This window comes from uncultured Thiodictyon sp., assembly GCF_903946935.1.
In the GTDB taxonomy this organism is placed as follows: Bacteria; Pseudomonadota; Gammaproteobacteria; order Chromatiales; family Chromatiaceae; genus Thiodictyon.
Window position 1 is genome coordinate 27,212 of sequence record NZ_CAJAXH010000316.1, and the last position, 22,523, is coordinate 49,734.

The 22,523-nt window shown below is 65.2% G+C and carries 22 protein-coding genes; 15 read left to right on the forward strand and 7 right to left on the reverse strand.

The genetic code is table 11. From position 1 onward, the window contains the following. The first annotated feature begins 25 nt into the window (after positions 1-25). The 4 genes from clcA to QZX93_RS26770 all read left to right on the forward strand — a co-directional run bounded on the left by clcA (position 26) and on the right by QZX93_RS26770 (position 5,540). Positions 26-1,906: a H(+)/Cl(-) exchange transporter ClcA gene (clcA, locus tag QZX93_RS26755; RefSeq protein WP_295389074.1), complete on the forward strand. Its 1,881-nt coding sequence runs from the start codon at positions 26-28 to the stop codon at positions 1,904-1,906. A gap of 192 nt (positions 1,907-2,098) precedes the next feature. Next, positions 2,099-2,740, forward strand: coding sequence for a TusE/DsrC/DsvC family sulfur relay protein (locus tag QZX93_RS26760; protein ID WP_295389073.1), 642 nt, complete (start codon positions 2,099-2,101; stop codon positions 2,738-2,740). 450 nt (positions 2,741-3,190) lie between these two features. Continuing rightward, positions 3,191-3,748, forward strand: coding sequence for a cytochrome b/b6 domain-containing protein (locus QZX93_RS26765; RefSeq protein ID WP_295389072.1), 558 nt, complete (start codon positions 3,191-3,193; stop codon positions 3,746-3,748). 361 nt (positions 3,749-4,109) lie between these two features. Then, positions 4,110-5,540, forward strand: a complete 1,431-nt coding sequence (locus QZX93_RS26770) for a BCD family MFS transporter (RefSeq protein ID WP_295389071.1) — start codon at positions 4,110-4,112, stop codon at positions 5,538-5,540. 719 nt (positions 5,541-6,259) lie between these two features. On the opposite strand, the gene pufA (QZX93_RS26775) is transcribed toward QZX93_RS26770, so the two are convergent. The 7 genes from pufA (QZX93_RS26775) to QZX93_RS26805 form a co-directional block, all read right to left on the reverse strand. Next, positions 6,260-6,424: a light-harvesting antenna LH1, alpha subunit gene (gene pufA / locus QZX93_RS26775; protein ID WP_295389070.1), complete on the reverse strand. Its 165-nt coding sequence runs from the start codon at positions 6,422-6,424 to the stop codon at positions 6,260-6,262. 24 nt (positions 6,425-6,448) lie between these two features. Beyond that, complete coding sequence (gene pufB / locus QZX93_RS26780) at positions 6,449-6,565, reverse strand: light-harvesting antenna LH1, beta subunit (RefSeq protein ID WP_295389068.1); 117 nt, start codon at positions 6,563-6,565, stop codon at positions 6,449-6,451. A 174-nt stretch (positions 6,566-6,739) separates the two neighbouring features. Beyond that, entirely contained in the window at positions 6,740-6,976 is a 237-nt protein-coding gene (gene pufA, locus QZX93_RS26785; RefSeq protein WP_295389069.1) for a light-harvesting antenna LH1, alpha subunit, read from the reverse strand. A 46-nt stretch (positions 6,977-7,022) separates the two neighbouring features. Continuing rightward, positions 7,023-7,139, reverse strand: a complete 117-nt coding sequence (gene pufB, locus QZX93_RS26790) for a light-harvesting antenna LH1, beta subunit (protein ID WP_295389068.1) — start codon at positions 7,137-7,139, stop codon at positions 7,023-7,025. Between the two features lie 671 nt (positions 7,140-7,810). After that, positions 7,811-8,209 carry a hypothetical protein gene (locus QZX93_RS26795; RefSeq protein ID WP_295389067.1) on the reverse strand — a complete coding sequence of 133 codons (399 nt, stop codon included), beginning with the start codon at positions 8,207-8,209 and terminating at the stop codon, positions 7,811-7,813. A 50-nt stretch (positions 8,210-8,259) separates the two neighbouring features. Then, entirely contained in the window at positions 8,260-9,702 is a 1,443-nt protein-coding gene (locus QZX93_RS26800) for a GTPase/DUF3482 domain-containing protein (RefSeq protein ID WP_295389098.1), read from the reverse strand. Beyond that, a complete protein-coding gene (locus QZX93_RS26805) occupies positions 9,702-12,002 on the reverse strand; it encodes a DUF2868 domain-containing protein (protein WP_295389066.1) in 2,301 nt (766 codons plus the stop codon). Before QZX93_RS26805 ends, QZX93_RS26800 begins: the two co-directional genes overlap by 1 nt. Positions 12,003-12,271: 269 nt before the next feature. Between QZX93_RS26805 and QZX93_RS26810 the strand changes: the two genes are divergently transcribed. The 11 genes from QZX93_RS26810 to pufC all read left to right on the forward strand — a co-directional run bounded on the left by QZX93_RS26810 (position 12,272) and on the right by pufC (position 22,468). Next, a complete protein-coding gene (locus tag QZX93_RS26810; protein ID WP_295389065.1) occupies positions 12,272-13,141 on the forward strand; it encodes a polyprenyl synthetase family protein in 870 nt (289 codons plus the stop codon). 312 nt (positions 13,142-13,453) lie between these two features. After that, positions 13,454-14,392: a chlorophyll synthesis pathway protein BchC gene (bchC, locus tag QZX93_RS26815; protein ID WP_295389064.1), complete on the forward strand. Its 939-nt coding sequence runs from the start codon at positions 13,454-13,456 to the stop codon at positions 14,390-14,392. After that, entirely contained in the window at positions 14,389-15,408 is a 1,020-nt protein-coding gene (locus QZX93_RS26820) for a chlorophyllide a reductase iron protein subunit X (RefSeq protein WP_295389063.1), read from the forward strand. Before bchC ends, QZX93_RS26820 begins: the two co-directional genes overlap by 4 nt. A gap of 60 nt (positions 15,409-15,468) precedes the next feature. After that, positions 15,469-16,920: a chlorophyllide a reductase subunit Y gene (bchY, locus tag QZX93_RS26825; RefSeq protein WP_295389062.1), complete on the forward strand. Its 1,452-nt coding sequence runs from the start codon at positions 15,469-15,471 to the stop codon at positions 16,918-16,920. Continuing rightward, positions 16,914-18,377, forward strand: coding sequence for a chlorophyllide a reductase subunit Z (bchZ, locus tag QZX93_RS26830; RefSeq protein WP_295389061.1), 1,464 nt, complete (start codon positions 16,914-16,916; stop codon positions 18,375-18,377). The genes bchY and bchZ overlap by 7 nt, the downstream gene beginning before the upstream one ends. A 124-nt stretch (positions 18,378-18,501) precedes the next feature. Beyond that, positions 18,502-18,723, forward strand: coding sequence for a hypothetical protein (locus QZX93_RS26835; RefSeq protein WP_295389060.1), 222 nt, complete (start codon positions 18,502-18,504; stop codon positions 18,721-18,723). Between the two features lie 131 nt (positions 18,724-18,854). After that, positions 18,855-19,001, forward strand: coding sequence for a light-harvesting antenna LH1, beta subunit (gene pufB / locus QZX93_RS26840; RefSeq protein WP_295389059.1), 147 nt, complete (start codon positions 18,855-18,857; stop codon positions 18,999-19,001). A 45-nt stretch (positions 19,002-19,046) separates the two neighbouring features. After that, positions 19,047-19,379, forward strand: a complete 333-nt coding sequence (gene pufA, locus QZX93_RS27555) for a light-harvesting antenna LH1, alpha subunit (RefSeq protein ID WP_366761322.1) — start codon at positions 19,047-19,049, stop codon at positions 19,377-19,379. Positions 19,380-19,490: 111 nt separating this feature from the next. Beyond that, entirely contained in the window at positions 19,491-20,315 is an 825-nt protein-coding gene (pufL, locus tag QZX93_RS26850) for a photosynthetic reaction center subunit L (RefSeq protein WP_295389058.1), read from the forward strand. A gap of 15 nt (positions 20,316-20,330) precedes the next feature. Next, entirely contained in the window at positions 20,331-21,305 is a 975-nt protein-coding gene (gene pufM / locus QZX93_RS26855; protein WP_295389057.1) for a photosynthetic reaction center subunit M, read from the forward strand. An 11-nt stretch (positions 21,306-21,316) separates the two neighbouring features. Beyond that, positions 21,317-22,468, forward strand: a complete 1,152-nt coding sequence (gene pufC / locus QZX93_RS26860) for a photosynthetic reaction center cytochrome PufC (RefSeq protein ID WP_295389056.1) — start codon at positions 21,317-21,319, stop codon at positions 22,466-22,468. Positions 22,469-22,523: the final 55 nt, after the last annotated feature.

Genomic DNA, 22,523 nt, shown 5'->3' on the forward strand with positions numbered 1-22,523 from the left:
CCGGGCGATCCGGGGGCGGCTGAACATGGACGATCCGCCGTCCCCGCGTCCCGTGAGTCCTGACTGTGTGGTGCGGCAGGGGGCCTTGGGGCGCTTTCTTGTGGCCGCGGCCCTGGTCGGTGCATTCGCCGGTTTAGTCGGCGCGGCCTTCCACGCCTTGCTGGACGAGGCCCAGCGGGGCCGGGACCTGCTCCACGCGGTCCTGGCGGATGGCCCGCTGCCCGGCTGGCTGGTCCTGATGGCCCTGGGCGCCATGGTGCTGACGCTCGCCATGTGGATGGTTCGACGCTTTGCCCCGGAGGCCGCCGGCAGTGGTATCCAAGAGGTGGAAGCGATCCTGGACGGTCGGCGCGACCTGCGCTGGCAGCGCGTACTGCCGACCAAGTTCATTGCCGGGGTGTTGGCGGTCGGCTCCGGGCTGGTGCTGGGGCGTGAGGGGCCTACCGTTCACCTGGGCGGCGCACTGGGGAAACTCGTCGCCGTTGCAGGGCGCTTCAGCGCCGCGCAAGGTCGGACACTGATCGCTGTCGGGGCCGCGGCCGGGCTGGCCACCGCCTTCAATGCCCCGTTGGCGGCTATAGTTTTTGTCACGGAAGAACTGCGCGAGCACTTCGCATACAGTTTCGCCTCCATTCAGGCGGTCATCCTGGCCTGCTGCTTGGCGGTGATTGTCAGCGGTTCGCTCCTGGGGCAGGGTCCGGCCCTGCCGATTCAAGACCTGGACCCTGCGCCACTGGCGGCACTCCCGGCGTTCGTGGTATTGGGCTTGCTGATCGGCGCCCTGGGGGTGCTCTTCAACCGGCTGCTCCTGGGTTCGCTGCGGCGCTTTCGGCTTCTGCAACTGGACCATGCCTACCTGGTGGCCGCTGCGCTGGGGCTGGCCCTGGGCGCCTTGCTCTGGTGGATGCCGCAAGCGGTCGGCGGTGGGGAAACCCTGGTCGAGTCGCTGCTCCAGAGCCCCGTGGGGCCCTGGTCCCTGGTGTTGCTGCTGGCGATACGCCTGCTGACCACGGTGGGCAGCTATGGGGCGGGGCTGCCGGGCGGGATCTTCGCCCCCCTCCTGGCCTTGGGCACGATTGCCGGGGCGGCCTTCGATCGCCTGGCGGGGATCTTGGTGCCAGGGTACGCGCTGGCGCCTGGGGTCTTTGCGGTGGCCGCGATGGGGGCACTCTTTGCGGCGACGGTGCGCGCCCCCCTGACCGGCATCGTCCTGGTGATCGAGTTGACCGGTGCCCTACCCCTGGGGCTGCCGATCATCCTGACCTGCATCAGTGCCACCTTTACCGCCGAGTGCCTGGGCGGCCAGCCTATTTACAGCCAACTGCTGGCCCAAGGGGAGCGGCCGCCAGTGGCCCTGAGCCGGCTCGGTTGGCGCCTCGCATTGGCCGGGTTGATCCTGGCGGCCTTGGTCATCCTGCACCAGATCGCGGATCATGGCGCACTGCGGTGGCCGGGCGGGGAGTCGGTTCCGGTACCGGCGCCGATAGCGGTTCATGCTCCGGCCGACCGCCCGGCCACCGCAGTGGTTGATGAGGCGCGGCCCGTTCCGGCATCGGTGGCCGCTGCGCAGGGGAGGGCGGATGAGCGACGGCTAGCGCCGACCGACACGCCTGCCGAGGCTCCGGCGCCGTCCTCGGTGGTCCCCGACCAGGGACGCTACGTCATCCAACTCGTCAGCGTTCGCGACCCGGCGCGGCTGGCGCCCTTCGCCCGCCGCTTTGGCATTGAGGGACAGGTGAGTACCCTGGAGTCGGCGTCCGGCGGCTGGTATCCGGCACTCTTGGGCCGTTATCCGACGCGCGCGCAGGCGCTGGCGGCACGGGCTCGGTTGCCTGCCGGCCTGCGCGCCCGCGGGCCGATCGTGCGGACCTTGCCGACGGATGCGCGCCTGGTCCCCGTGCCTTGAGTGGCAACCTCATAAGGTTCCGGGCGGGGCGCATACCTCGCCCGTGAGTCGCCAGCGATGACCGAACGGCGCCGAGCACCGGACGCGCTTGACCCGGATCAAGGAGTGGCTTGGTGCGGTGGAGTCAACTGCAAGGGCTTGACGTGTGTGCGCCGCCGTCGGTCGCTGCGCCCACCGATACCGGAGGCCAAAATGCTTACCGTTAAAGTCACAATGAAACTCGATCGTTCGCCCGTGAAACGTATGCCGGTCGCCCTGCGCCTGGACGCGGCGGATCAGGCCACCCCGCCCGTCCTCACCGACCGGTCGGGGTGCGCGCACTTCGATCTACCACCTGCCAGCGGCACGGTCCTGGTGGATGGTCGAGAGCGTTACCAGGGGCCGTTGGTCGGTGAGATCCCCATCGAACTTTGGTCCATCACCCAGTCCAGCGACGACGCCCAAGGCGCGGCCGGTCGCCTCCCCGTTGGCAGCAATGCCTACCCGGGAATGCAGCGGCGCCGCCTGCGGGTCGATGGCCGGGAGGTAGAGACCGACAGTGAGGGCTACCTGGTCAATCCGGCCGATTGGTCCGAGTCCTTCGTCCGGGCCCAGGCCGCCGCCGAGGGCCTGCCCCTGACCGACGCCCATTGGGACGTGGTGCGGTATCTGCGCGCGCATTTCACCCGCACCGGCACCCAGGCCTCGGTGCGGGAGATGATCAAGCATTTCCGGCGGGTCTGGACGGCTGGGGCAGGGGAGAGCGCGTCGCTGCATCGTCTGTTTCCGCGCGGGGGACCCCAGAAGCAGGGCAACCGCCTGGCGGGACTCCTGCGCACCAAAGGGGAGCACTGAGCGGGTCGTGCCGTGCGTCCTGGCGCGTTCATTGCCTCGCGGCGGCGCCATCGCATAGCCGCGGATCAATGAAGGCGATTGAATAGCACCATCGACGCATCGCCGGGGGAGTCCATCGGGGCGGCGGCGCAAGGGCGGCCGGATCTCGCATAACATAGCGCCAACCTAGGTTATGCGGCGGCGCCCTGGATAGTAGGATTGTGGCACTACTGGTGCCTGCGTCGGCTCGGGAAAACAGCCAAGCGCCAGCGGCGGGCTATCGCTCTGGGAGCCTGCCAATGCCCGACCCGTGGACGGTTACGAGACCTCTTGTGGGCCGCACGCAACCCGGCAAGTGAAACAGATCCAGGCGCGGTTCGTCAAACGGAGCTGCAACGGGACTGCAAGTCGTGCTAGCCTTATCAAGGGTCGATTTCAGACCCGCGGTTCACCATATTCTGGGGGTATTTTATGCAGACTAATCGCTATGGCTTTCTCCGCCGCATCTTGCATTGGGTCGTGGCCCTGTCCACCCTGGGCCTGCTGGCTGTCGGTATGCTGTTCTTTTTCCTTGGTGTTGACGGTACTCAAAAGTGGTTCGGGGAAGACACGACCGGCATGCTCCTTAAGTACCACAAGAGTTTCGGCCTCGTCGTCCTGATTGGGGCGATCTTGATCCTGCGCATGCGTCGGCGTGACGGGGTTCCGCCTTACGATCCGCAGCAGCCCTTGCTGGTGCGGTTCTTGGGCAAGATCGTTCATTGGCTCACGCTCGTGGCGCTGATCGTCATGCCGATCCTCGGCGTGCTGGCAACGTCGTTCGCCGGGAAGCCGGTGCAGTTCTTCAACTGGAACCTGCCGGGCACGAGCCTCTTGGGCACGCATGAGCCGTGGGCCACGACGCTGTTCCAGTATCACAGCCAGATCGGTTTGCTGGTCTTGGCGCTGGTCCTGCTCCATCTCGCCGGGGTCTATGTGCATGGGCGCGTTGCGAATGACAATGTCAACTCCAGGATGAGCCTGCTCTAAGCGGGTTCGTTGGACTAAAGCGGTCGGGGGTGACGCTGCTCGGTCAGCGTCTCCCGGCCGCCCGCGGAATTTGTGCGCGGGTGGGGTAGGGTGGCGATGCCACGGTCGTGGGGGGCCGTCAACCGCGACAACGACCGCGCCCCAGCCGATGGATCGTCGTACAATAGGCATTCATCGTTAGGTGACCGGAGCCATACCGGGACCTGGCGTCTTTCGGCCCCGCTCCCTCGGTGCTTTGGCGCCCATCGCGACCCGCTGACCACACCCGTAGCGCCGAACCACACCCGTAGCGCCGAACCAGCCCCGGTGCTCAGGGATGCGGAACCCCTGTTGGCAACTGTCCTACCACGATCATTCCTTCATGAATCAAAGAGACGCTTACGCCCGCGCCTGGAACGAACTCCTGACGCGCTTTCTCCCGTTCGCCGATGTGGCGAGCGCCGACCTGCCGCTCAAGCGCCTGCTGCGGCTTTCACTCTTTCAGGTCTCAGTGGGCATGGCGATCGTCCTGCTCAATGGCACCCTCAACCGGGTGTTAGTGGTCGAAATGGGCGTCTCGGCCTGGCTGGTCGCCCTGATGGTATCCTTACCGCTGGTCTTTGCGCCGCTGCGCGCGCTGATCGGGCATCGCTCGGATTACCACCACTCGGCCTTCGGTTTGCGGCGGGTGCCCTATCTCTGGATGGGTAGCCTGCTCCAGTTCGGCGGCTTTGCCATCATGCCCTTTGCCCTGGTCTTGTTGTCGGACGACGTCAACAAGCTGCATGTGTTGGGTCAAATATTCAGTGCCTTGGCCTTCCTGCTGGTGGGTGCCGGGCTGCACACCACCCAGACTGCCGGGCTGGCCCTGGCCACCGACCTGGCGCCGGAAGACGCCCGGCCGCGCGTGGTCGCGCTGCTGTATGTCACGCTGTTGGTCGGTATGGTGGTGAGCGCGCTACTCTTTGGTCGGTTGCTGGAGGATTTCGACCAAGGCAAATTAATCTCGGTGGTGCAGGGCGCGGCAGTCGCCACCATCGTCTTCAATCTGATCGCCCTGTGGAAGCAGGAGGCCGTGGATCTCAAGCGCGCGGCGCAAGCCGAGGAACGTCCGCCCTTCGGCGAGGCCTGGCGCGACTTCATCCAAGGCGGGCAGTCGGGTCGGCTACTCATCGTAGTGGGCCTGGGGACCGCTGGATTCAGTATGCAGGATATTCTGTTGGAGCCCTTTGGCGGTCAGGTGCTGCACCTGAGCGTGGCCAATACTACGGCCCTTACGGCCATCATGGCCGGCGGAACACTCCTGGCCTTTGGTCTGGCCGGGCGTTTCCTGGGACGCGGCGGCGACCCTTACCGTGTGGCCTCGTTAGGCGTGTTGGCAGGGCTCTTCGCCTTTGCCGCAGTCATTGCCGCGGCCGCCTTGGATTCGGCCTGGGTGTTCCGAACCGGGGCCGGACTGATCGGCTTCGGTGGGGGGCTGTTCTCGGTCGGCACCCTGATTGCGGCGATGGCCCTGGCCGAACGTGAGCACCGAGGGCTGGCGCTGGGCGCCTGGGGTGCGGTGCAGGCGACGGCGTCCGGCGCGGCGATCGCGGTGGGCGGTGCGCTCAAGGATGTGGTCGCTGGATTGGCTGCCCACCACGATTCATTCGGTTTGGCGATCGGTGCGTCGTCCATCGGTTATGGCTTCGTGTATAGCACCGAGATCCTTCTGCTACTCGTTTCACTACCGGTGATCCTGCCGCTGGCCCTGCGTGCGACGGCGCGTCCTGCCATGGGCGATGTCCGCATTCGTCTCGATCAGATGCCGTGATAGATTGCGTCCTGATCTTTTGGAGAGTCGATCAGGCGTGAGCTGGGCGCCGCTGCGGGGATGACACCATTCTCAGGCTCGCGTCGCGGCGGGGGCCGCTCCTACGCCGTAGGAGCGGCCCCCGGCCGCGACGGTTTTAGTTACTCTGGATCGCGTTCAGCTAGAGCCCTGTGTTATGCGGGCACGGGGTAGCGCGCCGCATCGGTCGCTGGCACAGCGTTGCGTCCAAACTGATTTGGCTTATGTGGCGCGTGAAAGTCAGGCCGGGGAGGTGCCTGATCTTGCTGGCATGGCCTTAGCCTAAAGAGTAGTTGTCACGCCAAGGCGCCAAGCTCGCCAAGGCTTTTCAGTGCGTTATCAGTATTGCGCCAGTTCCCCGGAGGGTGATTGGATAGTGACTCTACCCGATTGTATTTCTTGGCGCCTTGGCGTGAGCAATTCCCGGGAGGAGTTGAATGACTCGCCGAAGCCGCTGAGAGCTGGCAGGGCATGCGGATGAGCGGATGAATCCGCGGATACCCAGAAATGACATCGGCCCGTCTAGTGAACTCACCGGGACCTTAATAGATCACCGTTGAGACATTAGACGGGCCGACATTGAGCCAGCGCTTACTATCTGTTACGGATTAAAATGAATCCGTTTCGACAAGTAAAATTACCAGTCCTTTTTCGCCAACTCAGAGGCCATCATCCCTAATGGCCAACCGCGCTGCGGTGCATTACTTCCAGGCGAAGCCAGGCAGCGACAGCACGAACAGGTGGACCGCGATGGCGACCACGAGCACGGTCAGGAACCAGGGCATCAACCACGTGGAAGGATTGACAACCAGCCAAATCTTCCAATCGTCATCGGGGTTCTTCGGCTTTGCGATGTTTTGGGCCATTTGAGTTACCTCAGAGAATTCAGTTTAAAACCAGGGCTTGGAGGCGAACACCAACAGGTGCGCAACGGCGGCCAGGCCGACGAATGCGCTGTAGGTCACCTTGAACTGCTCATGAAATTCTTTTGCTTGGTCGGGAGTCATTTCTCTCACCTTCGTTTCGGCCTGCTTCGGCGCGGGCGCTGCCATTTTTGGCGCAGCCGGGCGTGGATCGGCCATTCTGGGTTCCGCCATCGGTTTTGCCTCTGGTCGGTTATCTGGACTATGCCGCTTTGCCATTATCGTTCGGCGTGGCGGATACCGCCGCTACCGACGCGTTCAGCCAGCCGGAGTGGCGGCGACGGCAGGAGCTTCCACGGCGACCGGAGCGGCCTTGTGGTTGGTCCAGGCGCGACCAGGAATCGAGAAGGCAACCGTGTGAACCGCGATGGCCAGAATGGTCAGGGCGATGAACATCGGCATCAGGAAGGTGGAGGGATTGATGACCTGCCAAATCAGGTAGTCTTGACCGGCCGCATCGTATGCCCAAGGCGAGCGATGGAAAGGAGTTTGCATTTGTTTTACCTCTAAGTAAGAGTCAGAGCGTTCCTGAAGCTAGGCTTCAGAACCAGGGCTTGGAGGCGAAGACCAGCAGGTGCGCAACGGCGGCCAAGCCGACGAACGCGCTGTAGGTCACCTTGAACTGCTCATGAAACTCTTTTGCTTGGTCAGGCGTCATAATAGACCTCCGTAGGGGTTAGCAACATCCGCTGCCGATTATTCGGCGGCGGGGTATCGTGGCAGATGCCGCGAATCTGGGTTGGCTGCCTGGCGTCTGGCCCGGTGGCGTTTCGTCAGTGCCGTTCGATGGGTGTCATTCTAGCCTGACACAGAAGATTGTCAAGCAGAAGATACACCTCAACCCGAAAAAATCTGGCAGCGGGATCCATTCGGAATATAAGCCATAAAAAACAATAGTATAGCGGGATGGTATTGGCGGGTGCGGTCGCTGGCGTGAGTCCGGTTGACCCTCGTGCGCCGTGGCGGTGTATCCGCGGTGTATCCATAGAGTCGGGAGAGTCGGGCGCGAGGCCGAGTTCTTGGAGCGCGTTGGCGCTGGGTTTGATCGCGGGAGGGATGGCGGGTGCGGCCCGGGCCCTTCCCTGGTTGGCCGAACGCAGCGCACTGGGTGAGATGCTTGGGGTCGATTTCCAGGCCGTTGGCCCGCTGGTGGCGATCAACCGGGGCACTGCCGAGGCGGCCCACCTCGACTCACGGCTACCCCACCCTGTGTCGCGGGGAGGTCGGCCTGAGCGTTGAGCCGAACCCCGCCCGCACGGCGCAGAAAACCATGACTGAGTTCGGCGTCGCGGCGGGCGCTGCGGTTCTTGAAGATTGGGCCTGCGTTGGTTAGCCTGGTTCGCCGGTCAGGCCAAAATATTTGAGGACAATGATGATGGCGACCATGACTGCCACGGTGAGCCCAGTGACCTTGAACATGTAAAAGCCGAATGACATGGCGGCACCCGCGAATGGCGGCGCAGCAGACGGGGGGGCGGCTTGCGCTCCGGCTTGCGCATCGGCGTGTGACTCGACGGGTCCCAGGGTATAGGGGATGGTGCAGACGACCCGGAAGGGTACCAATGCAGCGTCGTCCGAGTCCTTGTCGAGCACCTCGAATTCGCTGCCCACCCCGAGCCCGTGCTCGGCGGCGAAGGTGAGTGCAAAGGCCTCGATGGTCTCGGCCTCGCCCTGGTGCTCCCAGGCCTTCGGACGGTCGGGCCAGGTTCTCTTTGCGGCATATCTCATCGAAAATTCCTCTTATTATCAGGTCGGCGCCGCTGGCGCCTCGACATTGTTCACAGATTGGCGCGGCTGTCGATGCGGGCCTCCGCCACGTCGCGCAGTATCCCCTTGATGAGCTCCCGGCAACTGTCTTCCCGGTCATAGAATTTGCCACGCCGGGCGGCGCTGAAAAAGCGCGCCAATTCCCGCTGCTGCGGCAGACTCAATGCCTCGGTAAAGCCCTTGGCAGTAATCTCCTTGTCCGCTACCCGATCCGGCGCATCCTCATCGGCCGCCTGGCGTCCGTGCGACCAGTTCATCGCCCGGGCACTGTACAGGATGATCCGATCAAGCAGTATAAACGGGAACTTGGGGTTGGCCACCGGGCCCACGGTGAAACGCTGGGTGCCGGCGTCCTTTTCAATATCGAGTTTGGCCAGGGCGCGTCCGCCCATATAGCCCAAGGCGCCGCCGGCGGCGGCCCCGAGGAAGGCCGCTGCACCGAGCGAAGTCCCGGCGGTGGCCAGATCGATGGTGGCCCCGGAGGCGGCCCCCGCGGCGATTCCCGCCAGGGCAAGCTGACTGCGGGAGATCCCCAGCGCCTTGTTGACCTCCTCCGACAGCAGGTCCTGGCCGAGGATCGAGTCCGGCGCCAGGTTCCAGACATTGTGGCGGAAGTTGGCCCGGATTTGTCCCTGGGCCTTCGCCTCCAAGGCGCGCAGACCGTCGCCGAAGGACTGCATGACCTGGGCCTTGGCCCGCGCCTGGCCGCTCTTGAAGACCAACAGGCTGTTCTTGATGCACTGGCTGTAGCGGTAACCGAGGCTCTCCCGCAAGAGCTCCAGGATGGTCGTGGCGGCCTGGTCGGTGCGACGCTCCCAGTCGCGCGCGAAGGCGTCGATCGTCTGCTCCAGCCGGGGCTCCCAGCGCTGATCGATGTTTTTCAGTGCGCTCAGGAGCTTGATGCGTTCGGCATAGGTGGCGCGATGGGCATTGAACTCGCGCACCGAGTTGAACGCCTTGTTGAGTGCGTCCTGCCATTGGTGCAGGTGGCGCGGCTGATTGGTGAGGTTGTTCAGGATCGCCATGCGCGGGCGGGCGGTGAGGCGCAGCAGCTCGATCTCGATCCGGTCCTTCTCCTTGATGCGCTTTGATCCATCCACCACCAGGATGATCCCGGCCCCGGCGCCAACCGGCGCGAGCAGGGCGCAGTCGTGGGCAAACAAGGGGTCGTCGCGATGGGCCTGGACGAAGGCCCCGGCCAGGTCCGGCAGGTCCCCATGCGCCTGAAACCACTCCAGGATCGCGCTGGGGTTCTGAAAGCCCGGGGTGTCGATGAACTCGATGACCGTCTGGCCGTCGATGATCACCGGGTAAAAGTCTGACTCGGTGGTGGTGCCGGCCCGCTTGTCGATGGCGATGCGGTCGTTCTCGGTGAGGGTCGCGACCACCGAGGACTTACCGGCGTTGGGGTGTCCCATGATCGCCAGTCGGGGGATATCGATCTCAAGCGCCATCATGCCTCTCCTGCGCCGTCTGCGGGGGTCAAGGGTTCCAGACGCAGATAGGGATCGACCAGTTGGTCGATCTTGCGCCGCCAATCGGTGAAGTCGAAGGCACGGATCGGGGGCAGGGGGTCGTCGTCCTGGGGGTCGCCCACCAGGGCCAGCAGGATCTGGGCCTGGGTGCCGGCGGCCGCGCGCAGTTCACGCAAGAAGCGCAGGTTCTCGGTGATCGGCGGTTGCGACCCGTCCATGATGAGCGCGACCCGCGCCGGTGGGTCCTGCCAGCGTTGGCCCTCCACCCAGTCCACCACGCCCGCGGTCATGGCGCTGCCGGAGCCGAAGGAGGCGGACGCGGCAACCTGCCAGCCGGTGAGCGCATGGACCAACTCCGCCAGGCGGGGTCGGTCGGCCGCCTCGATCAGTTCGTCCACGTCGAGCTGAACCAGGAGCAGGCAGGCCGCGGCGGCGATGCCGCCGGGTACCTCGCCGCCGCCAATTGCCAAGGGTTCCGGTGCGGGCGCTGGCTCAGGCGCCGGTTCAGGTTCCGGCTCAGGCGTCGGTTCGGGTTCCGGTTCGGGCTCAGGCACCGGTTCGGGTTCCGGTTCCAGCGCTGGCTCGAGTGTGGGCGCCGGTATCCGCTCGGGCTCTGGTGCGACGGTCGGCCCAGTGGCGTGGTCGGGGATCGCGGCGGTTTGGGGTTGGGGCGGCCGCTTCGCCCAGTCTCCCGTAACCGGCTCAACGCTGCGATCATGCGCCGGGCCTTGATCGTCGTCCCGGCCTTGCCCTCTATTCTGCGCGTCCATACCCGCTGAGAGATTGCCGTCCGTGGCCTGGATTCCGGCGTCCCGGCCGGAGTGACGGTCAAGGTCATACGCCGATATCACCGCGTGGGCCGGCGGTGGCGGTTCTGCCGGGGGTGCTGCGCTGGGGATGGCGACTGCCACGGGCAGGGGCGTGCCTGGATGCTCGATCGCTTCGGCCTCAGGCCCCGCAGCGGATTCGGGTGCGACCTCGCGGGCCTCGCTCGGCGGTGGTGTCATCGGCACTGGTGCGGCCGCGGCCCGAGTCGCGGACCCCGCGATGGGCCGTGCCAGGGGACCATGGTGGGTCACGGGCGCCGGGATCGGCATCTCCGGTCCATGTCCGCCCCCGTGGGTGGCGATGGCCACCTTCGGGGTGAGCAGTCGGGCGTAAAGTGCCTGGGTGCGGCCTTGGGTGAAGGGCAGCCGTGCCAGCAAACGCCGCTGGGCCAGCAGCGAGGCGCCGAGCAGCAGGAGCCGTGGCAACAGGCCATAGGTGAACACGGCGAGCATCAGGAACCAGCGCCACGAGCGCAGATGGGCGGCGTTGAGCACGAACAGCGGGTCCTTCAGGAGGCTGCGGGAGCCCGCGACCTGCTCCACGGTCGGATAGCCGATCCCCTCGCCGAACAGCCAGCGCCAGGGCCAGGCGATGGCGCGGGCCAAGTCATGGATGAATGCCGGGGTGAGGTCCAAGGCGGTGCCCCAGCCAAAGGCGAGGTCCGTGAACGACTCCAGGGCGATCGTCGTTAAGATCACGCCGACATTGAAGGCCACCCCGAACACCTGAGCCGGGATCAGCATGGGCAGGAAGGCGACCGGACCATAGAGTACATATTGGGACCGCAGACGACCGACCTGGCTGGCCGTCCGGTCGGTGACCTCCTGGCGTGTGGCCGCGAGGTGTTGGCGCAACAGCCAGTGGCTGACCCGGGTGATCAGGGGTCGGATCAGCCGCCCGAGCAGGGTCAGGTCCTGGCTCATGCGGTCGACCGGTCGGGAGCGGCGGACCAGCCAGCCGAGCGTGGCCCCGCCGATCAGCAGGAACTGCACAAAGACCAATAAGAAGAGATACCAGGCCACATTGATGGGGCGCTGGCCGTCGTAGCTCAACAAGGCGGAGGCCGCGCCGCTGCCGATCAGGACCCCGATGACGGCCAGGCCCAGCATGGTGAGTCGCTGGGCTTGAGTGAAGGTGCTGCCGGGCAACAGCAGCCGCTGTTCCGGGGGTTCCGCGGCACGGCGCTCGTGCAGCCACCGCCGCAGGCTCAGGCGCCGGTGGCCCGTGGTATGGGGCGCGGTGGTGCCGATGGCCGGGGCGATCCGCTCGAGATAAAGTGTGCGGTCACGCTCAGTCAGCGCGTTGCGGGCCGACGGGTCGGTGCGCAGTGCGTCCTCGTCCTCGCCGAGGTAATACTCCAGGTCGATGAGGTCCGCGACCGTCCAGCGGTCGGTCTCCCGCCCGTCGGTCGCGGCGCCGTGGTTCGGAGGGTCTGAGTGCCCGGGGTTCATGGCGTTGATGTTGCGCTATCGATCGAAAAAGTAGGGGGGTGGCGGCGCGTCGCGGTGACCACCGGGGTGCCGGCGGGCCAGTCGCCCCGGTCGTCGTGGACTTCGGCGCCGACGACGATCGCCCGTGTTCTTGACCTGGCAACTAACATAATTGGGGGGAAATGGATTGACTGGGTAGGACGGAATGTCTATTTTACATGACACACGCGAGTGTCAACCAACAAATACAGATCACTCTAAACCTTGTCGATATAGAGGGCTAATAAACCATGGATCCCACGCAGCGTATTGAGCAGGCACTGGATGCGGCCATTGTCTCCGCCCAGGGGCCGGGTTGCCCCCCCGGCTTTGCCCAGGCCTTGCGGTACGCGGTGTTCCCCGGTGGTGCCCGGATCCGCCCGCGCCTGTGCCTGGCCGTCGCCTGGGCCTGCGGCAACAGCGACCCGGAAACCACGGATGCCGCCGCCGCGGCCATCGAACTGCTGCATTGCGCCTCGCTGGTCCATGACGATCTGCCCTGCTTCGACGACTCCACCCTGCGGCGCGGCCGGCCATCGGTCCACTGTGCTTACGGGGAGCGCCTGGCGGTCTTGGCCGGGGATGCACTGATCGTACTCGCTTTTGAGATTGTCGCGCGACGGATCGTCGCGGCGCCGCACAACGTCAGTCGGGTGATGGCCACGATCGCGCGCTGCACCGGTGCGCCGGTCGGCATCTGTGCCGGTCAGGCGTGGGAGTGCGAGTCCGACGTGGTGTTGGAGGATTATCACCGCGCCAAGACCGGGTCGCTGTTCGTGGCCGCCACCGTCGCCGGGGCCGAATCCGTGGGGGCGCCGACCGAGGCCTGGCGCCTGGTCGGTGAGCGCCTGGGCGAGGCCTATCAGGTGGCCGACGACCTGGGCGATGCGATGGCCTCCAGTCGGGAGATGGGCAAGCCGCTGGGGCGCGACAGTTCGCTTGGGCGGCCCAATGCGGTCCAGGAGTTGGGGATCGAGGGGGCGGTGCGCCGGCTCAAGGATTTGGTCGCGAGTGCCACCGATGCCGTTCCCGCTTGCCCGGGGGCGCCCGCGCTCCAGGCGCTGATCGCCGCCGAGTCCCGGCGCATCCTGCCGGAAGAGCTTGCCCGGCTGGCCGCCTGACGGTTCCCGGTGGGCGCCGGTGGGGCCGGCAGCGCGGCTGGCTCAAGCCACGTGATCGCGTCCGGGCGCTCCGGCGCTACCGGGAAGGTCGCGCCGGGAGCGCGCTCCAATTTTCCCACCCCCCCCCTTGGGGGAGGGCGGGGTGAGGGGCTTCTCACGTTCGCCCCCTTGTCGATGGGTCTGCCGATCCCCGCTACCTGAAAAGGTAGGTGTCAATACTAGTTGACATTCTATGCAGTCAGGCTAGACTGACACCAGTTTCGCGGCTTCCCCTTGGCCACCCTCGCGTTCCTAACGATCGAGCATCTGTCAGTGACTATCACAACCACCGCCGTGGTCTTCGCGCAGCCCGGGCAATTGAGCCTGGAGCAGCTCGAGCTCACCCCTCCCGGACCGGGAGACGTGGTGGTTGAGATCGACTGGAGCGGCATCAGCACCGGCACCGAGCGGCTGCTTTGGACCGGGCGCATGCCCAGCTTCCCGGGGATGGGCTATCCGCTGGTCCCGGGCTACGAGTCGGTCGGTCGGGTGACGGCGGCGGGCGCGCAATCCGGGCGGCACGAGGGCGAGACCGTGTTTGTGCCGGGGGCCAGTTGCTACACCTCGGTGCGCGGGTTGTTCGGTGGCGCCGCGGCGCGTGTCGTGGTGCCGGGGGCGCGGGTGGTGCCGATCGCCGCCGGGATGGCCGAGCGGGGCGTGCTGTTGGCCTTGGCGGCCACCGCCTGCCACGCGGTAGCGGCGCAGGCGCCGCAGCTCATCGTCGGGCACGGGGTGCTCGGTCGGTTGGTCGCGCGTTTGAGTGTATTGAAGGGCAGTGAGCCCCCGGTGGTATGGGAAACCAATGCCGAGCGGGTGCATGGCGCTGAGGGTTATACGGTGGTTCACCCGGACGCCGATCCGCGCCACGACTACGGCGCCATCTGTGATGTGAGCGGCGATTCCACGCTGCTCGATCGCCTGATCGCCCGGCTGGCCCCGCAGGGCGAGATCGTACTCGCCGGCTTCTACCATGAGCCGCTGTCGTTTGCGTTTCCGCCGGCCTTCAAGCGCGAACCGCGCATCCGGGTGGCGGCCGAATTTAAGGAGCCCGACCTGCGCGAGGCCAAGGGCCTTGCGGAATCGGGCGCGTTGTCGCTCGACGGTCTCATCACCCATCGCCATCCGGCGCGGGAGGCCGCGGCGGCCTATGGGACCGCCTTCGGCGATCCCAGTTGCCTTAAGATGATTCTCGACTGGAGGCCTGACGCATGACTATCCCGACCGGCCAGACCAACCCCGTGCTCGCCCAGCGTGAGCAGGGCGATGGCCGCAGTGGTTCCGGCCGGCCCGTCAGCGCGCCGGTGAGCGTGCAGACACCCGGTCGCTCCACCCAGATCATCGCGATCTACGGCAAGGGCGGAATCGGCAAGAGCTTCACCCTGGCCAACCTGTCCTACATGATGGCCCAGCAAGGCAAGAAGGTCCTGCTGATCGGTTGCGACCCCAAGAGCGATACCACCACGTTGCTGTTCGGTGGGCGGGCCACCCCCACCATCATCGAGACCTCCGCCGCGAAGAAGGCGGCCGGTGAGCCGGTACGCATCGGCGATGTCTGCTTCAAGCGCGATGGGGTCTTTGCCATGGAGTTGGGCGGGCCTGAGGTCGGCCGTGGCTGCGGCGGGCGCGGCATCATCCACGGCTTTGAGATCCTGGATAGCCTGGGCTTCCACGAGTGGGACTTCGACTATGTCCTGCTCGATTTCCTAGGCGATGTGGTCTGTGGCGGCTTCGGCCTGCCGATCGCCCGTGACCTGTGCCAAAAGGTCATCGTGGTCGGCTCCAACGACCTGCAATCGCTCTATGTCGCCAACAACGTGTGCAACGCCGTCGACTATTTCCGCAACCTAGGCGGTAACGTGGGCGTGGCCGGTATGGTGATCAATAAGGACGATGGGACCGGCGAGGCGCAGGCCTTCGCCCAGGCCGTCGGCATTCCGGTGCTGGGCTGCATCCCCGCCAATGAAGAGATTCGCCGCAAGAGCGCCAGCTACCAGATCGTTGCCGAGCCTGGCAGTACCTGGGGGCCGCTGTTCGAGGCGCTCGCGCTGAATGTCGCCGAGTCCCTGCCGCAGCGTCCCAAGCCGCTGACGAACGAGGGGCTCTTGGACCTCTTCAAGTCCGATGACGTGGGCCGCCATGTGGTCTTGGAGCCGGCGACCATTGAGGACATGCGCGGCCAGTCCTATGCACCGAAGCCCTCACTCGAAGTCATTTACGACGACGCCTGAGACGCACCGGCCAGGTTCCGATAGCAAACACTAACACCAGGCGCAGAGCCCACCAGCCCAATGACCCAGACCTTGTCCAAGTTCGTCGGTACCAACGACTCCGATCGCCCCATCGGCGCACCGGACGGGTTGGGTGCCGTGCGGCAGGTGGCATTGGGCGCCAAGATCGGCGGGGAGCCCGAGGTGCAGGTCGCCGGTGCCCACGACCAGCCCCAGAGCATGTGCCCCGCCTTCGGCGCCTTGCGGGTGGCCTTGCGGATGCGCCGCACCGCCAGTGTCCTGGTCGGTTCGGCCTGCTGTGTCTACGGACTCACCTTCACCTCCCATTTTTATGGTGCGCGGCGCAGCGTCGGTTATGTCCCCTTCGACTCGGAGACGCTGGTGACCGGCAAACTCTTCGAGGACGTGCGCGAGGCCGCTTATGCCCTCGCCGACCCCGAGCGCTATGACGCCTTGGTCATCATCAATCTGTGTGTCCCGAGCGCCTCCGGGGTGCCGCTGCGGCTGCTGCCGGAGTCGATTAACGGTGTGCGTATCATCGGGATCGATATCCCCGGATTCGGCGTCCCGACCCATGCCGAGGCCAAGGATGTGCTGGCCGCCGCCATGTTGTGGCGCGCCCGTCAGGAGGCGGAGCTTGGTCCGGTGCAGGCCCCCCGCGGCGGGCGTTCGACCCGGCCCACCGTCGCCCTGATCGGCGAGATGTTCCCGGTCGATCCGGTGACGCTCGGCATGTTGCTCGAGCCCCTGGGGTTGGCCGCCGGGCCGGTGATCCCGACGCGGGAGTGGCGTGAGCTCTATGGTGCGCTGGCCGGTGTCGCCGCCGCCGCCATTCATCCTCAATATACCGGTGTCTGCAACGAGTTTGCGGTCGCCGGGCGGCCCGTGGTCGGTTCGGCCCCGGTCGGCTACGACGGCACCGCCGCCTGGTTGGAAGGGATCGCGGCCGCCTGCGGTGTCAGCGCCGCCAACCTGGATGCGGCCAAGAACCGCTGGCTGCCGGCCACTCGGGATGCGCTCGCCGGGGCGCCGATCAAAGGCCGGATTACGCTGTCGGGCTACGAAGGCTCGGAGCTCCTGGTCGGTCGCCTGTTGGTCGAGAGCGGCGCCGATCTACGCTACGTGGGTACCGCCTGTGGGCGTACCCCTTGGTCCCAGGAGGATTGCGACTGGCTCCAATCCAAGGGTGTGCAGGTCCAGTACCGCGCGACCCTCGAGCAGGATTTGGCGGCCATGGCCGAGTTCGCGCCCGATCTGGTGGTCGGGACCACCCCGGTGGTGCAAGAGGCCAAGGAGGCCGGGACCCCGGCACTGTATTTCACCAATCTGATCTCGGCGCGTCCGCTGATCGGACCCGCCGGGGCCGGTTCGCTGGCCCAGGTCATCAACGCCGCCTTGGCCAGCCGCCCCCGTTTCGATGCCATGGACGCCTTCTTCGGCGCGGCCCACGGGTTGCCTGTGGCCTTGCCTGTGCGCGCCACCACGGCGAAGGGGGGCCTGACAGCATGTTGATTCAAGACCTGGATCGGGCTGGCGGCTACTGGGGCGCGGTCTATGCCTTTGCCGCCATCGACGGGCTGCAGGTGATCATCGACGGCCCGGTGGGCTGCGAAAACCTTCCGGTTACCGCGGTGTTGCATTATACGGATGGCCTGCCGCCGCACGCCCTGCCGGTCGTCGTGACCGGATTGGGCGAAGAAGAATTGGGCCAGACGGGGACCGAGGCCGCGATGCGTCGCGCCCATGCGACCCTGGACCCGAATCGGCCGGCGGTCGTGGTGACCGGCTCCATTGCCGAGATGATCGGCGGCGGTGTCATCCCCAACGGCAAGAACATTCAGCGCTTCCTGCCGCGGACCATCGATGAGGATCAGTGGCAGTGTGCCGACCGCGCACTGTTCTGGCTGTTGAACCAGTACGGGCGTCCGGCCGCTGCCAAGTCCAAGGCTGCCATTGGGGCGCGCCAGCCCGGGGATAAGCCGCGGGTCAATATCGTCGGCGCCATGTACGGTACCTTCAATATGTGGTCCGATCTGGCCGAGGTGCGACGCCTGGTCGAGGGGATTGGCGCCGAGGTCAATCTGGTCTTTCCCTTGGGTTGTACCCTGTCTGAAATCCCGCGCTTGCGCGAGGCGCACGCCAGCGTTTGTCTCTACCGTGAATTCGGTCGCCTGTTGTGCGAGGCGTTGGACCAGCCGTACCTTCAGGCCCCCATTGGGCTGCACAGCACCACCCGTTTTCTGCGCACCCTCGGCGAGACCCTGGGGCTCGATCCGGAACCCTTTATCGCAGAGGAAAAGCGCACGACCCTGGCCCCGATCTGGGACCTGTGGCGCTCGGTGACCCAGGATTTCTTTGCCACTGCGAGCTTCGCGGTGGTTGCCAGCGAGACCTATAGCCGCGGCCTGCGCCACTATCTGGCCGACGAATTGGGCCTGCCCTGCAATTTCGTCGTCGCCCGCCGCCCGGGGGTCAAGCCGGACAACGATGCGGTGCGCCGCCAAGTCCATGAGCGGACCCCGCTGATCCTGTTCGGCAGCTATAACGAGCGGATGTACCTCGCCGAAATCGGGGCGCGGGCGGCCTATATCCCAGCGTCGTTCCCGGGGACCATCATCCGTCGCCACACCGGCACGCCGTTTATGGGTTACTCGGGGGCGGCCTATCTGGTGCAGGAGGTCTGCAATGCACTCTTCGATGCCCTGTTCCATATCATCCCGTTAGGGACTGACCTGGACCGCACCGACCCGACCCCGGCGCGTGTCTATGAGGAACTCGCCTGGACCGATGAGGCCAAGGCCGCCTTGGATGCCGAGGTGGAGAGCCAGCCGGTGCTGGTGCGTATCTCCGCGGCCAAGCGGTTGCGCGATGCGGCCGAGCAGGCGGCGCGCAAGGCCGGTGAGTCGACCGTAACACTGGAGCGGCTGCGTCGTGTGCAAGGCCGGTTGCCGGAGGCCGCACCGGCATGAGCAAATTCACACCGGATTTCCGCGACGTCGCAGTCGGCGCCCACCTGGGTGCCGTCCGCCCGCCCGCAACGACCAAAGTATTTGAACTCGTTTATCGGTGCGAAGCCGCACCGGAGTCGCCGCGATGACTACGTTGACCCAGACCTCCGCCCTGTGGGCGCAGGAGCGCCGCCAGTATCGTCTGATTTTTGCTCTGACCTTTGCGGTCATTCTGGTGATTGCCCCGTTAGCGCGGCTGTTGCCATTGCGCCTGCGTCCCTGGCCACCGGTCGGTGACGCGCGCCTGTCTTTAATCGCCGAGGCGCGCGCGGTGACCCAGCGGGTCCTGCCGTTCGCCTTCCTGTGACGGAACGTCAACGCCTGGCGGACACCGGGCAAGAAGCGAGATGCGTCCATTGGTGACGGGTCTCAACCGATTCGCGCGGTGACGCGCGTTAACGGCCGTAAGGCCATTTTCATGATCTGGAGGTAAATCTCATGGCCGAAAACACTAAGGGTCTGACTGGACTCTCCGATGACGAGGCGAAGGAGTTCCACGCCGTCTTCCTGTCGAGCTTCTCCGGCTTCGTCGGGGTCGCGGTAGTCGCCCACGTCCTGGCTTGGGGCTGGCGCCCCTGGCTGTAGTCCAACGCCCGCAACGTCACATCAACTGATTTAGGAGTTACACCAATGGCATCCGCTCAAGCTGACATGTACAAGATTTGGAAGATCTTCGACCCCCGTCGTGCGCTGATTGCGCTCTTCGGATTCCTCGGCGTGCTCGCCGTCCTGATCCACCTGATCCTGCTCAGCACCGCCAACTTCAACTGGCTCGATACCGCCTATGCCAAGGCGCCGATCTCGCATCCGGTTGTAGCCCCGGTTGCGGCGAAGCCTGCGGCCGCCCCGGCTGCCGCGAAGCCTGCGGCCGCCCCGGCCGCCGCGAAGCCGGCCGCCCCGGCCGCAGCGAAGGCCCCGGAAGCGGCGAAGCCCGCAGCGCCGGCAGCAGCCCCGGCGAAATAAGCGTCCATCGCCAAGGGCAGCGGACGGGAGCCTATTCCAATAGCTCCCGTCCGCCACTGGGCACCGTGGGGATGTTACCGCAACGGTAACTCCCGACTAGAGGGTTGAACCATGGCCATGCTGAGCTTTGAGAGAAAATATCGCGTTCGTGGGGGAACGCTGATCGGCGGAGACCTTTTTGACTTCTGGGCGGGGCCGATCTATGTCGGCTTCTTTGGCGTCACCGGGTTTTTTTGCGCCGTGCTGGGTACTCTATTGATTGTTTGGGGGGCGGCCATGGGGCCGACCTGGAATCTGTGGCAGATTAGCATCGCGCCGCCGGACCTGAGCTACGGGCTCGGGATGGCCCCGATGGCAAAGGGCGGTCTGTGGCAGATCATCACCATGTGCGCGATCGGCGCATTCGTGTCTTGGGCGCTCCGCGAGGTGGAGATCTGTCGCAAACTGGGTATCGGGTTCCACGTACCCTTTGCGTTCGCCTTTGCGATCTTCGCCTATATCACCCTGGTGGTGATTCGCCCGATCCTGTTGGGGGCTTGGGGACACGGCTTCCCGTACGGCATTCTCAGTCATTTGGATTGGGTGTCGAACACGGGTTACCAGTTCCTGCACTTCCATTACAACCCGGCGCACATGCTCGCGATTGCGTTCTTCTTTACCAATGCCCTGGCGCTGTCCATGCACGGGTCCCTGATCCTGTCGATGGTCAATCCGCCGAAGGGTGAAGAGGTGAAGACGTCGGAGCACGAGAACACCTTCTTCCGGGACGATATCGGCTACTCCATCGGTGCCTTGGCTATCCATCGCCTGGGCTTGTTTCTGGCCTTGTCCGCCGTCTTCTGGAGCGCCGTGTGTATCGTCATCAGCGGTCCCTTCTGGACCCGCGGCTGGCCGGAATGGTGGTTGTGGTGGCCTAACCTTCCGATCTTCGGCTGATCCAGGAGTACCACTATGGCTGAATACCAAAACATCTTTACCACGGTACAAATCCGTGGGCCGGCCTATCCTGGGGTTCCCCACGAAGAGGGGCAGCGCGATCGGATCGGCAAGCCGTTTTTCAACTATTGGGTAGGTAAGATTGGCGATTCGCAGATCGGGCCTATCTACCTCGGCGTTTCCGGTGTGTTGTCGGTGCTCTGCGGCTTTATTGCCCTGTTTATCATCGGCTTTAACATGGGGGCCTCGGTCGGCTTTAGTCCGATGAAGTTCTTCCAGCAGTTCTTCTGGTTGGCACTGGAGCCGCCGAGCGCCGAGTATGGGCTGCATATCCCACCCTTGGCGAAGGGCGGGTGGTGGCTGATTACCGGCTTCTTCCTCACCGTGTCGATCCTTCTGTGGTGGGTGCGCACCTACCGTCGGGCGGTCGCCCTGCGGACCGGTACGCATATGGCGTGGGCCTTCGCCGCGGCCATCTGGCTGTATCTGGTGATTGGCTTCTTCCGCCCGCTGCTGATGGGTTCCTGGTCCGAGGCGCCGCCGTTCGGGATCTTCCCGCACCTGGATTGGACCTCCGCGTTCTCCATTGCTTACGGTAACCTGTACTACAACCCGTTCCACATGCTCTCGATCGCCTTCCTGTATGGATCGGCCCTCCTGTTTGCCATGCATGCAGGGACGATCCTGTCGGTCACCCGGTATGGTGGAGACCGCGAAATCGATCAGATCGTGGATCGTGGCACCGCCGCCGAGCGTGCTGCACTGTTCTGGCGCTGGACCATGGGCTTTAACGCCTCCATGGAATCCATCCATCGCTGGGCCTATTGGTTCTCGGTGTTGGTCGTGATCACTGGCGGTATCGGCATCCTGTTGACGGGCACTGTGGTCGACAACTGGTATCTGTGGGGCATCAAGCACGGGCTGGTTCCTCCGTACCCAGTCACGGGCGTGCCGGTTCCCGATCCAGCTTCACTCCCGGGGGCACTGTAATGAGAACCACGTTGTTTGCAAAGCATAAGGCGCTGCCGCTGGCAGCGGTCGGCGTGGCCTTGCTGATGGCCGGGGGGTGCGAGCGTCCGCCACCGCAGAGCACCCAGCTGGGCTATCGGGGGGTCGGTCAGATCGCCTTCGTGAATCCCCGCACCCTGGCCGCCCTGCATGAGGCGAACATTGCGCCCGAGTCGCTGGCTCCGGCGGTGCCGATCCCGGTAAACGCCGGTTCTGTCTATCAGAACCTGCAGGTGCTGGGTGATGTGCCGATCACCGAGTTTACCCGCCAGATGTCCGCCATCGCCGAGTGGGTGGTGCCGAAGGATCAGTGGGTCAATGGTCAGGGTTGTGTCTATTGTCATGACCTGAATAACATGGCGGCCGACACCAAGTACCAGAAGGTGGTCGCGCGCTCCATGATCAAGATGACCAAGCGTGCCAATGTGGATTGGAAGGCGCATGTGGCGCCCTCCGGCGTCACCTGCTACACCTGTCATCGCGGCAACGCGATCCCGCAGTATGTCTGGACGACGAACCCGGGTGAAAAGCCGCGGGCCAGCGGCTATGTGGGCGACCAAAACCGGCTGTCCCCGGTGCCGGCCTTCGCGTCGTTACCTTATGACCCGCTGACCACGTACTTCGACCAGGAGAAAGTTGTCGCCCTGACCCCGAAGACCGCGGTGTCGCCGATCGATCCCAAGACGGTGAATACCAAAAACGCGGAAGGGACTTATGCGCTGATGAACTACATCTCCAAGTCGCTTGGCGTCGGGTGTAATCATTGCCACAACAGCCGGCAGTTCGCCGACTGGGCGCAGAGCTCGCCGGCGCGTGTGAAGGGCTGGTACGCGATCCGGATGGTGCGGGAGGCGAATAAGAACTTTATTATGCCGCTGACCGATATTCTCCCGGCGTCCCGTAAGGGCCCCTTGGGCGATCCCATGCGGGTGGCCTGCGAGACCTGTCACCAGGGTGTCAACAAGCCGCTGTTCGGTGCCGAGATGGCCAAGGACTACCCGGCCCTGCTGACGCCGCCTGCACCGTCGCCTGCTCCGGCGGCAGCGCCTGCTGCGGCCGCGCCGCCACCGGCTCAGGTCGAGGCCGTACCGGCGTTGGAGCCCAAGGTGACTGGGGTGGCGGGAACCGCGTCAGCGGTCATGTAAGGATCGGCGAGGCCGACGCCAACGCGGGGCGCCGGGGGTACTCCCGGCACCGCCC

Bases quoted from the DNA above. Each gene is read 5' to 3' on its own strand.
- clcA (WP_295389074.1), top strand. From the start codon at position 26: ATGGACGATCCGCCGTCCCCGCGTCCCGTGAGTCCTGACTGTGTGGTG.
- QZX93_RS26760 (WP_295389073.1), top strand. From the start codon at position 2,099: ATGCTTACCGTTAAAGTCACAATGAAACTCGATCGTTCGCCCGTGAAA.
- QZX93_RS26765 (WP_295389072.1), top strand. From the start codon at position 3,191: ATGCAGACTAATCGCTATGGCTTTCTCCGCCGCATCTTGCATTGGGTC.
- QZX93_RS26770 (WP_295389071.1), top strand. From the start codon at position 4,110: ATGAATCAAAGAGACGCTTACGCCCGCGCCTGGAACGAACTCCTGACG.
- pufA (WP_295389070.1), bottom strand. From the start codon at position 6,424: ATGGCCCAAAACATCGCAAAGCCGAAGAACCCCGATGACGATTGGAAG.
- pufB (WP_295389068.1), bottom strand. From the start codon at position 6,565: ATGACTCCCGACCAAGCAAAAGAATTTCATGAGCAGTTCAAGGTGACC.
- pufA (WP_295389069.1), bottom strand. From the start codon at position 6,976: ATGCAAACTCCTTTCCATCGCTCGCCTTGGGCATACGATGCGGCCGGT.
- pufB (WP_295389068.1), bottom strand. From the start codon at position 7,139: ATGACGCCTGACCAAGCAAAAGAGTTTCATGAGCAGTTCAAGGTGACC.
- QZX93_RS26795 (WP_295389067.1), bottom strand. From the start codon at position 8,209: ATGAGATATGCCGCAAAGAGAACCTGGCCCGACCGTCCGAAGGCCTGG.
- QZX93_RS26800 (WP_295389098.1), bottom strand. From the start codon at position 9,702: ATGGCGCTTGAGATCGATATCCCCCGACTGGCGATCATGGGACACCCC.
- QZX93_RS26805 (WP_295389066.1), bottom strand. From the start codon at position 12,002: ATGAACCCCGGGCACTCAGACCCTCCGAACCACGGCGCCGCGACCGAC.
- QZX93_RS26810 (WP_295389065.1), top strand. From the start codon at position 12,272: ATGGATCCCACGCAGCGTATTGAGCAGGCACTGGATGCGGCCATTGTC.
- QZX93_RS26820 (WP_295389063.1), top strand. From the start codon at position 14,389: ATGACTATCCCGACCGGCCAGACCAACCCCGTGCTCGCCCAGCGTGAG.
- bchY (WP_295389062.1), top strand. From the start codon at position 15,469: ATGACCCAGACCTTGTCCAAGTTCGTCGGTACCAACGACTCCGATCGC.
- bchZ (WP_295389061.1), top strand. From the start codon at position 16,914: ATGTTGATTCAAGACCTGGATCGGGCTGGCGGCTACTGGGGCGCGGTC.
- QZX93_RS26835 (WP_295389060.1), top strand. From the start codon at position 18,502: ATGACTACGTTGACCCAGACCTCCGCCCTGTGGGCGCAGGAGCGCCGC.
- pufB (WP_295389059.1), top strand. From the start codon at position 18,855: ATGGCCGAAAACACTAAGGGTCTGACTGGACTCTCCGATGACGAGGCG.
- pufA (WP_366761322.1), top strand. From the start codon at position 19,047: ATGGCATCCGCTCAAGCTGACATGTACAAGATTTGGAAGATCTTCGAC.
- pufL (WP_295389058.1), top strand. From the start codon at position 19,491: ATGGCCATGCTGAGCTTTGAGAGAAAATATCGCGTTCGTGGGGGAACG.
- pufM (WP_295389057.1), top strand. From the start codon at position 20,331: ATGGCTGAATACCAAAACATCTTTACCACGGTACAAATCCGTGGGCCG.